Here is a 10,602-nt window from a genome sequence, read left to right on the forward strand (position 1 = left end):
GGACCGCCACCAAATGGCTCTGGACCTATAACAACGAACGTCCCAACATGGGCAACGGCGGGATCACACCCGCCATGAAGCTGAAAATGGCCGCGTGAATTCTACAGCCACGCCCCGTTAAAAAGGGGAGGATTACCGCGGGGCGTCCCTGCCTTCATTCGTTCGGACAATGGGCCGGAATTCATCGCCCAGGCAGTCCGCGACTGGATCGCAGCCGTCGGGGCGAAGACGGCCTATATCGAACCCGGCTCACCTTGGGAGAATGGCTATTGCGAGAGCTTCAACGCCCGGTTCCGCGACGAGTTGCTGAACGGTGAAGTCTTCTACAGTCTCCGTGAGGCGCAAATCATCATCGAAGCATGGAGGTAGCACTATAACACGAAGCGACCACACATCGCATTGGGCTATCGCCCACCGGCCCCAGAAACGATCGTCCCGATGGACCAAAGGCCGGTCATACACTAACAATCAAACTGGACCACTCAGGTGGGGCTGGTCAATCAAAACCCTTGGCTTACAGCAAGCAACCTTGTAGGTAGACCTCAAAAATAAGCTCAACCCACGGGTGGTTCGTGGTGGCCAAGCAGCCTCCGCTGGGATTGAGACTCAAAGAACATCGATGAGAAACGGCAATGTAAAGCTTTCAGTATCACGCGCCCCTATTCTCGCTCGGTATGATCTGGGCACCTGCCGCCATTCGTACGCGATGAACTCACCCGACATGTGAGATCAAGAAAGGCAATTACAGCATGCAGCTAGTTCCGGCTGAAAAATCACCCCTTATTATAACCGATGGTATCGGGTTTCGAATTTCCGTCGCTGCAAGGGTTTCTTCCTTAAGGCTGATGGTCGATATATCACCAAATTCTCACTTCAATGTCGTTGTGCTGCTTTCCTTCCGTGACGAGCATGGAAGAAAAGTTTCAGATACCCCAAGTTCGCTTGGGATTTCCACGAAATTCAAACTTCCATTCTTTTACCTAAAGTACTCGAAGCCTGCAGCACGAACGATTGAAGTGCCCGCCGGAACAGCTGAATTGGACATCCATTTTGTGAACTGGGCGCAGGAACCGTTTGAAATTCTGTCCGCTGCAGTTAGCTCAAATCTAAGCCCGGATGAGCCGACTGCAAGTAGCACGCTAGGTGCAGGAGAGTTGGTCAAACACCGCGAAATCGATTTCGGCAAATCTCCTTTCTCGCGCATCTACGCAAACGGCGAATACGAACATATGCTGCGTCTTGAACCTGGAAGCAGCTACTGCCACAAGCTGACTATTGCTGCATTGCAAACCGATTCCGCAAATAGCAGATATGCCGTGATTTTGCCTCGATTTTATGACAACGAGCTCAATCTGCTGGCGTCACAAGGAAACAAATTTTCAACATCCTCAAAGCTCGGCGACTATGTCTACCTGCCCTCTTCAGGTGAAGCCGAGACAACGTCCGTAGAATTTGCATTTCCGGACGACGCAAGGTGGTACGGTTATCGCATTGCGCACTGGACGGGCAAGAGAGATTTAGTGATCGCGAAAGATGCTCTTGAACAAGTTGGAATGTCCCGCACTCGGCAGGTCAAGAAAATAGGCGCCGAGCTAATCAAATTACAAGGGATACCCGCTAATAAGATTTACCTGATCTATACGGGAACTACACTCATCGGTAAGGACAATCGGGCCAATCGATCCATGATGTTTGCAAGCGAACTTGTCGCTCGTGGAAATACCGTCGTATATGTTTATTATCGCAGCAGTTTAACGCACTCAATTCTTGAGGATCAGCTTCGCCCGGAAACAGGCTCTGGGAAACTGGTCCAGATCCCAAACGATCTTTTCGCAGATTTCTCTGATCGGATCGTCCAGTTGGGAAGAAAAGGCGGTCGTGCACTGCTCAGCATTCCCGATGCCGGCGCAATCCCGCTGCTCAATCATCTGCGGGCAAACGGATGGCGAACAGGCTATGAAGCGCGAGACGATTGGGAAGAGTTCCAAGCAGCCGGCGCTGCCCGATGGTACAGTGTCAACTTTGAACGTTACCTGGCACGCCGGTCCGATTTTTCACTTTCTGTCAGTCCGCCGCTGCAATCCAAGCTGATTTCTATGGGTGCTCGCGCCCAACATAGCAGTATATTGCCGAATGGTGCCGGCGCTAGCTTTCACAAGCGTTTTCAGGATTTCGGAACCGTGTCAAAGTCTAGGGGTGGTAAAATCGGCTACTTTGGACACTTGACGACTAAATGGTTTGATTGGCCGGCCTTCGTCAGTTTAGCGCGAAACGAACCGCAACTGGAATTTGAAATAATCGGTCATGGCACCCATCCGGAAATAGACTTGCCAAACGTGAAGTTCCTAGGACCGATGAACCACGAACAGATCATTGAAGTAGCAAAGGATTGGGAGATCGGGCTTATTCCTTTTACGCCTTCGAGATTGGCCAACGCCGTTGATCCTATTAAGATATACGAATATTTCTGTCTGGGGCTGAAGGTCGTATCTGTATTTATGGAGCAGATTTCATCCTATCCAAACGTCTATGTCTACAATCAGTCCAGCGATCTTGCCACTGCAATAAGTAAGGCGCGGGCTGCGGATTTTGATCATGCTCAAAACATCGAGTTCTGTAGAAACTGTAGTTGGGCCGACCGCGTTGCGGGACTTGAAGCCATTTTTGACGAGGCGGTAATATGAAAATCCTCTATGCCTACCTGTATTGCAATTTTGGTGGAGTCTCGAGCGTGATCCGAGAGAGGATGAAGGCCGATACCGAGCGCCAGATACACGTCACCTGTTGTTTTTCACTGGATGCCGGCGGTAGTGCCCAGATGCAGTCATTGGGTGCAGACGTCCACTTACAAAAGGATTATATTGGCCGAGTTTGCAAACTTGTGAACGAGGAGCATTTCGATGTGGTCCATCTTATAGATGATGTAAAAAAAGTAGCAGAAATTCGCGCTTGTTATAGTGGCCCCCTTGTGCTGGAGATGCACACCTCGACCCCAGCGTTCTTTGACGAGATCACGGATGATGTCGTCTCAATGCTGGACCGGGTCCTGGTTCCGTCGCACTGGTCTTATCAGGAGGTCATTGCGCGGCTTCAATCCAGTGCTCTCATCGAGCGTGTCGAAGTGCTTCCAAATATCGCAATGCCGCGCGGTGAGGCAACCGATGTGGAAAGCGACACCGCCAGGCTTAAACTGGACGGTGTACCGTATTTGCTCTGGATAGGAAAAATTAGTCACGGTAAGAACTGGCTCGACGCTTTGCGGATATTTTCCGACCTCCGCCGTCAGATTCCTGTTCGGTTCATTATGTGCACAGGTGGCACTCTGAATTTAGAAAGTTCTGCCCTGTTCGTTTCCGAATTGATTGCACTGGGCATTGAGGACGCAGTAGATTGGCGTCACAGTGTGGGCCGCGAAACAATGTCTAACATCTATTCGGCCGTCGCGGAAAGCGGAGGCGCGTTGCTTTGCACAAGCCAGGCAGAATCTTTTGGCCTTGTTGTTGTAGAAGGACTTGCGCATGGTGTGCCAGTCTTCAGTTCGAATACTCATGCGTTGCCAGAGTTGATACAGCCGGGAATTAACGGGCAGTTGTTTCCGGTAGGTGGCACATCCGACGCCTGTCAGAAGCTTCTGCAATATTTCGAAGGTGATATGACCTTTGACCGCTCGGAGATTGAAAGTACCGTACCCTCGAAATGTCGGCCCCAGCAGCATTTCGACCGTTTTACCGAGATATTTAAGTCACTGTGTAGGAAAGGCGGCGAAGGCCTGACACTTTTGGAACAGTTTGAGGGTTACGAAAACCGGACGCTACCTACTGCCCAAGCGCTTGCTGTTGCCAATGGCTGATGGATCCAAAAGCGACGTTCCGCCGCTGAGATATTCTGAAAAGGATTGGGCCGCGGGTGACGTCGAAACACTGAAGATACAGCACCAGCCGTTGCAAGCCCGCGAGGGCGTTCGCGTCCGGTATCGCATTTCTGATGGGTTGAATGTTCGCTATCTTGCGTTAGGCTGGCGGATCAGTGGCAAATTCTACCATTGCAAGCAGCTGCACGTGCCACATTCCGGCGACTATGTAATGGATCTGCGGCCAGATGATCTGGCGGTAAGGCTTGATGCGGGATGGGAAACGCCTCCTGACGCTGCCCAAAATCTTGAATTCTGGTGCAGTTTTAATGGACCGTCTTCTGGCCATATGGCAATTACCTCGGTGGAAACTATACCGGCTGCCGATATCCAACTAACATCGCCGGATGCGGAGATGCGAAAGGTCTGCCATGACTTTATGGCCCGCGGCGGGTTGGCACAATACGATGTCGCCACAAAGCTAGCCAGGGAAATGGTATCTCGTCCCGTGCTATATGTCGGGCCCGACGACTCGGTGGAATTGGACAAATTTGGCGATTTTCGAAGCGGTTACGAAGCCCTCAGCAACTCGCACCGCTATATGTATCATGCGCTAGGTCATGTAAGGATTTTTCTGGTTGCCTATCAGAAGACGGGTGAGGCGGAGTTTCTGGTCCGTGCAAGGCGGCATGTGCATGACTGGATAGAAGACAACTTCGAGGAGACCCCAGAAGACATCAAATACGCATATTATGACCACGGGGCCGCAGAACGCCTTGGCGTCATGTGTACAATTTGGTCAGTCATGCGATCGGTAAACGCCTCAGCAATTGACACTGCGAAAATCGAGCACTGCTTGATCGCCCATGCACGACTGCTCGGCAGTTGGAGCTTTACCGGCCGCCACCAACCGGTTTTCATCCACAACCATCTCGTATTTCAGGCGATCTACTGCCTCCTTGCTGGCATTCTACTTAACAAGCATCCAGAATCAGATAGCTGGCGACAGCATGGAAGCGACATTCTTGCCGCGCAGGTTGATGGGCTGATCAGCAGTGACGGTGTAAGCATTGAGAACAGTACCGGCTATCATCTTGGGCTCTACAGGGTGCTGCGAGATTGCACCGCGCTCCTGCTGTCGACACCGATTGCACTCCCATCGAGCGTTGCAGGCGTACGGAAACGAATAGCGGCTATGGGCTCATTTACGGAACGCATGCGTTTCAGCGCGGATCGGATGCCTGCGATCGGCGACACAAGATACACACCGAATCTACCGATTGAAAAGTCCCTGCAGGTGACCCGCGAGCAACTGGAATTGAGCACGCGGTTGGCGATGTTCCCCGACGCTGGATATGCGTCGATCAAGGATGATGTCGGCGGTCAACGCGAGATGAACCTGACGATGATCGCGTCGGCGCTTTCCCAAACACATAAACACGATGACGACCTGTCGATCACGCTATCAACGAATGACGGTATCCAGTGGATCGCAGATCCCGGCTTTTACAAGTACGATCGATCAGAGCTGAGTATGTACGCCAGTTCGGTGATGGCGCATAATGCGCCATACCTTGCCGACGGGCAGTACGAACACAAGCTGCGGCGAGCCGGCCTCGACGGCGAGGAAATGACAGCAAGCGACCTGGTGCGCGTCGAGGGTTGGCACAAGCATTATCCCGGCGTGCTCGTCACGCGGCATCTGCTCTGGCATTCCGCATTGTCGACGCTTGTGATCGAGGATCAAGTGGCGGCTGAGTCGCGCAATGAGACCTCTGTGACAGTTGGTTTCGTGCTTGGCGATGGTATCACCGCGGAACGCTCAGAATCGAATTCCTGGACGCTGTGGCACAGAGCGTTCGACATCTCGGGTCCTAGCATCGTTTTTCCCGATGGATCGGCAATCTGCGAAGACGATGCAACCGTCTTTCCGATGGGAAGGCCGACTTCGGCGTCCCGCCTCGTAATCACGCGTCCTTTCGTCAACGGTATCGCCCGTGTGCAGACAATTGTGACATGGTCAGATCTGGAACCGGCTACTCTTATCGACACTGTCGCCCACTCGCGTGTCCGCACAAAACTGGATTAGAACGTGTCGTCCTTGATCAGATCAATATCCTATTGAAGTTCATACCGAAATTCCCTGCTTTGAGGTCGATATATGGGTCAGAGATGGGCAAACCTTAAGCCGTTGAGCTACGTTTGCGCGTCGTCCCGCTTGTCGAACTGGGAGAGATGCACACCGTGACGGCCGGGCGCCATTGCGTTTCGATCAAATTCGTCAACCAGATTGCGAGTCTCAAGGGGAGTGTGAAGAATCGCTCGCACATTGGGCATGCGACGACAACTCTTTTGGTTTGATCCGCGACTATTGAGGTAATTTGCATGTACCTCCGCGCCGAACATTAATCTCCTCCTTCAAAGTTTTTCGAACCTCTAGGTTGGTTTTGTAACGGATGCTCTGGTTCAATTTCGGTTCAGATTTAGGGTCGCCGATATGGGATCAGTAAACTCCACGGCTTGCCGGCATGGGTTAGCGTCAGATTCTGTGTAGCTTGCGGCTATGGAAACTTACAAACGCGGCGGTCACACGGTTTGGGATTGCAAATATCACCTCGTGTGGGTCACGAAATACCGGAATCAGGTGCTTGGCGGGGATATTGGCGAGCGATGCCGGTAGTCGATCTGGGAAACGGCGCGAGCGCATGAGATGGTGATCCATGCGGGCCGCGTGAACCGCGATCATATCCATCGTAACCGTCCGGCCTGACCGCTCTGCCGGGTTTGGGAAGTGGCGGTTAGTGTCCACCAAGTATAGTGGACACTATGGTGCTTTGATGACACGTCGGACGAGGCGGCTCTGGACGGATGAAGAGAAGCGGTCGATCTGCCTGCAGACGGCGGCGCCGGGTGTTTCTATTGCGCAGGTGGCGCGTCGTTACGCGGTGAATGCGAACCTGATCCTCAAATGACTGCGTGATCCCCGCTATTCGCCGGACGCGGCGTCGGCTCCCTCCATGCCCGCAGGGTCAGGATCGCGCTTTCTGCCGGTTGAGATCATAGATGCCAAGCCCGCCACGGACACGCCGGTTGCGCAGAACCGGATTGACAACGAACTGTCGAGCGGCCACCGGATGCGGATCAGCGGCAGCTTTGATCCGGATGCCCTGGCGCGGATGATCCGGGGCCTGTCGCCATGATCCCGGTTCCGGCCAATACGCGGGTCTGGCTGGCGGCCGGTGTGACCGATATGCGCACGGGGTTTCCATCTCTGGCGGCGCAGGCCGAGGCCGTGCTGCAGCAGGATGCGTTCGCGGGACACCCCTTCATGTTTCGGGGGCGTCGGGGCGACTTGGTGAAGGTGATCTGGTGGGACGGGCAAGGCGCGTGCATGTTCACCAAGCGGCTTGAACGCGGCCACTTGGCGTGGCCCTCGGCAAAAGAGGGCAAGGTGGCGTTGACGCTTGCGCAATTGGCGATGCTGCTCGAAGGCATCGACTGGCGGACACCGCAACGCACCTGGCAGCCGCTGAGAGCGGGATAATCCGCCGATCCGGGACGGCAGGGATTCCCTGAAAGACATCAGCAGGGTAAGCTCTTTCCATGCTGGACGAGCCCGTGACCATCCCTGACGATCCCGAGGGACTGCGCAGCTTCACGGCGCGGCTTCTGGACGAGGTGAAGGCACAGGCGGTGCTGATCGAGAAGCTGCGGCATCAGTTGGCCGGGCATCGGGCGCATCGGTTTGGCACATCGTCCGAGAGCATTGAGCAACTGCAACTGGCCTTGGAAACCAGCGAGATCGCGGCCGCGGCGATGATCGCCCGGATGAAGCTGCCCGACATCGAGGACAAGGGTAAGCCGAAGCGCAAGCCGATCCCGGATCACATTCCCCGGATGGAAGTCGAGCTGACGCGCGGCAGCGATACCTGTGCGGATTGCGGCGGCCATCTGCGCCGGATCGGCGAGGACGTGACCGAGGAACTGGGCCGCTTCATCGTGAACCGCATCGTCCGGCCAGGCTTTGCCTGTGCCTTCTGCGATCGTTTCACGCATTCGCCATTGCCCTCACGCCCCATTGAACGCGGGCGCCCGGGACCCAGGCTGCTGGCGCATGTGCTGGTCAGCAAGTTGCCGGGGACCATGGCCCCGGTGGGGCCGCGTAAGCCCCGAAGACGCGGATCATCTGCCGCTCTATCGCCAGAGCCAGATATTCGACCGGGACGGGGTCGACCTCGACCGGTCCACGCTGGCCGATTGGGTCGGCAAGGCCACGGCCCTGCTGGAACCGCTGGCAGATGCCATCGGTCGCCATGTGTTGGCAGGAGACGCAATCTTTGTCGATGACACGCCGGTGCGCATGCTGGCGCCCGGCACCGGCAAGACCCGGACGGCGCGGCTCTGGACCTATGCCCGCGACGAACGCCCATGGAGCAGTGATACACCGCCAGCCGCATGGTATCGCTTCTCCGGCGACCGCAAGGGACAGCATCCCAAAGATCATCTTGCCCGATACCGAGGCTGGATGCATGCCGATGGCTATGCCGGGTTCGAGGAACTGTATCGATCCGGCGCGATCCATGAAGTCGCCTGCATGGCACATGTCAGGCGCAAGTTCGTCGACATTCATCGCGCCCAGGCGTCGCCAATCGCCGAAGAAGCCATCGCCCGGATTGCCGAACTCTACGCTGTCGAGACGGAAGCACGCGGTTCCCCACCAGACCGTCGGGCTGCACTGCGCAAGGCCCATGCCGCTCCGGTCTTCGATGATCTTGAGGTATGGCTGGCCATGCAGCTGACCAGAATATCCGGGAAATCACCGCTCGCCGCCGCGATCCGCTATGCCCTGACCCGCATGGAACGCCTGCGACCCTATCTCGACAACGGCATCCTGGAACTCGATAACAACGTCGCCGAACGCGGCATGCGTGCCATCGCCCTCGGTCGCAAAAACTATCTCTTTGTCGGCTCCGAGGCTGGCGGCAAGGCCGCCGCCATCGCCTATACCCTGATCGAAACCGCCAAGCTCAACGGCACCGATCCATCCGCCTGGCTCGCCGGCATCATCGCCCGAATCTCGGACTATAAGATCAACAGGATCGATGATCTGCTGCCGTGGAAATCGAACCGGTAGCGGTCAAACCGGACGCTTGCTATCCATCTGCTGCTGTCGATTTCCCCGACCCAGTCGGTCAGCCGGTAGGTGAAGCACCTGAAGGGCCGGAGCTCGTGCAAACTGCTGGGCGAATTCGGGATATTGCGGAACCGTTACTGGGGTCAGCACGTGTTGGCGCGTTGCTGTTGGGTCTGTACGAGCGGCAACGTGACGGATGAGATGTAGATGGACTATATATCGCCAACCAGACGGGGCCTGAGCCTGAGGACCACTGTGATGTCACGTGGGTCCGCCGTTTGGCGGAGCGATCAGGCTTTGTGCCCTAACCCGAAGCCAGATGCTTTCGGCGGGCCTCGGTCTTGACGTTAATGGTCATCGATTTCTTGCCGCGATCGAACTGCGGAAACATCGGGCTGCCCATTCTGTCAAGCTCGCGAGTCTTGCCGCCTTGAGGCGGTTCGACTATTTTCACCTCGGCGTCCAGACGGCCAATGAGCATGCGGCAGGACGGCCCCATGATCATATGGCTCATCTCGGCGACGCGGATGCCACCCAAAGGTGAGAATATCTGTGTTATCAGCGACTCCTCCCGTTGAGCAGACGGTAGCTGACGGCGAGGCATCTAAGAATAACATATTATCGCTATCCGATCACGAGAATCCTGAGAGCCTGCATCTGGACTTCCGCCAGATCAGCATTTTTAAGGCAGTTTCCGACGCTGACAGCATAGACGGCGCAGCCGAACAGAAACGCTACGCGTCTGCGGTTATCGCCCACCATCTCGTGAATCTGGAACCTCGGCTGAAACAAACCATCCTCGACCGGTCCTCGCGCGGCGCAGTGCCGCCGCCGGCGGGGCAGCATTTTCATCACCCTGCCGTCGCCATACCCCGCGCCATCGACAGCGCCGAAATTGACATGCAGCATCAAAGCGACTGGCTGTTGGGTCGCGTGGTGCTGAGAATCGCCTCTTCGGCTGTGATTGCCTGGCCCTACAATCGATGCAGCGTTTCGCAGCTGAGCGGCCGAAATCGCAGTTTGAAATGGCCGACAGTGGCTCTGGGTCGACAATAGAACGGCTATCGGCGGCTGATATAGATCCGACTCTGGTCGTCAATCCGCCACGTGATCCAAGGCTGGCGCTGACCCCGCCGCTTGAGGAAGAAATGATCTGCCTTGGTTTGCCCGCGATGATCGGCAGTCCGGACCAGCCCATTTCCCTCAACAATTTTCTGGCCAACCGCTTCGTCCTGACCTGTAAGTGGTCACGCGACAACCGATGGCGGATGACACCGATGCGCAAAAAATGCAGGAGCGCCACGCCTTAATTTTCTCGGAGCATTTGGCGGCGGCGCCGCCATTCGTGAATAGTGGGCTGCGGATGATGCTGGGCACACGCGCCAATCTGGAAGATGGCGCGTATGGTGCCGATGTGATCGACCGCGACATCACCAATCCCACCTTTTAGCGCACTCGTTATCTGTGCGAACGCCCCGATGCACAAATGTTGCGGTCCAAGGCCAATCTCCGGAAATTGATCCTAAAGCATTTCGATTTTAACCTGATACATATCCGGCAGCGGTGAAGTAGTTTGAGCATTCTTCAGGCCCGTATAGGTCACAGACTTGGCCAATGG

9 protein-coding genes and 2 pseudogenes are annotated in these 10,602 nt (G+C 55.6%); 10 read left to right on the forward strand and 1 reads right to left on the reverse strand.

Annotated elements, in window-relative coordinates; genetic code table 11:
* Positions 1-138: 138 nt before the first annotated feature.
* From BLT73_RS16670 to tnpC, 7 genes and pseudogenes are all read left to right on the forward strand, one after another.
* A pseudogene (locus BLT73_RS16670) lies at positions 139-465 on the forward strand (integrase core domain-containing protein); the annotation flags it as partial.
* 284 nt (positions 466-749) lie between these two features.
* On the forward strand, positions 750-2,684 hold the full coding sequence (locus BLT73_RS17165) for a glycosyltransferase family protein (protein ID WP_143025719.1): 1,935 nt from the start codon (positions 750-752) through the stop codon (positions 2,682-2,684).
* Entirely contained in the window at positions 2,681-3,850 is a 1,170-nt protein-coding gene (locus BLT73_RS16680) for a glycosyltransferase family 4 protein (protein WP_090525712.1), read from the forward strand. Before BLT73_RS17165 ends, BLT73_RS16680 begins: the two co-directional genes overlap by 4 nt.
* The gene (locus BLT73_RS16685; protein WP_090525714.1) at positions 3,843-5,939 is read left to right on the forward strand and encodes a heparinase II/III domain-containing protein; all 2,097 of its coding nucleotides are present in this window, start codon (positions 3,843-3,845) and stop codon (positions 5,937-5,939) included. Before BLT73_RS16680 ends, BLT73_RS16685 begins: the two co-directional genes overlap by 8 nt.
* 474 nt (positions 5,940-6,413) lie before the next feature.
* Positions 6,414-6,530 (forward strand): transposase, encoded by a 117-nt coding sequence (locus BLT73_RS17870; protein ID WP_218132569.1) that lies wholly within the window; start codon positions 6,414-6,416, stop codon positions 6,528-6,530.
* 516 nt (positions 6,531-7,046) lie between these two features.
* Complete coding sequence (gene tnpB / locus BLT73_RS16700; protein ID WP_090525716.1) at positions 7,047-7,394, forward strand: IS66 family insertion sequence element accessory protein TnpB; 348 nt, start codon at positions 7,047-7,049, stop codon at positions 7,392-7,394.
* A gap of 59 nt (positions 7,395-7,453) precedes the next feature.
* Positions 7,454-8,984 (forward strand): annotated as a pseudogene (tnpC, locus tag BLT73_RS17875) (IS66 family transposase).
* Between the two features lie 304 nt (positions 8,985-9,288).
* Here the strand turns inward: tnpC and BLT73_RS16710 are convergent.
* Positions 9,289-9,588, reverse strand: a complete 300-nt coding sequence (locus BLT73_RS16710; RefSeq protein ID WP_090525717.1) for a CoA transferase — start codon at positions 9,586-9,588, stop codon at positions 9,289-9,291.
* Here BLT73_RS16710 and BLT73_RS17880 point away from each other — a divergent pair.
* The 3 genes from BLT73_RS17880 to BLT73_RS17170 are packed head-to-tail and all read left to right on the forward strand — an operon-like array spanning position 9,537 to position 10,434.
* Positions 9,537-10,040 (forward strand): LysR family transcriptional regulator, encoded by a 504-nt coding sequence (locus BLT73_RS17880; protein WP_176805213.1) that lies wholly within the window; start codon positions 9,537-9,539, stop codon positions 10,038-10,040. The genes BLT73_RS16710 and BLT73_RS17880 overlap by 52 nt on opposite strands.
* On the forward strand, positions 10,010-10,294 hold the full coding sequence (locus BLT73_RS17885) for a hypothetical protein (RefSeq protein WP_425438832.1): 285 nt from the start codon (positions 10,010-10,012) through the stop codon (positions 10,292-10,294). Before BLT73_RS17880 ends, BLT73_RS17885 begins: the two co-directional genes overlap by 31 nt.
* Positions 10,246-10,434 carry a hypothetical protein gene (locus tag BLT73_RS17170; protein WP_143025720.1) on the forward strand — a complete coding sequence of 63 codons (189 nt, stop codon included), beginning with the start codon at positions 10,246-10,248 and terminating at the stop codon, positions 10,432-10,434. The genes BLT73_RS17885 and BLT73_RS17170 overlap by 49 nt, the downstream gene beginning before the upstream one ends.
* The last annotated feature ends 168 nt before the right edge of the window (positions 10,435-10,602 follow it).

It is taken from the genome of Paracoccus isoporae (assembly GCF_900101865.1).
In the GTDB taxonomy this organism is placed as follows: Bacteria; Pseudomonadota; Alphaproteobacteria; order Rhodobacterales; family Rhodobacteraceae; genus Paracoccus; species Paracoccus isoporae.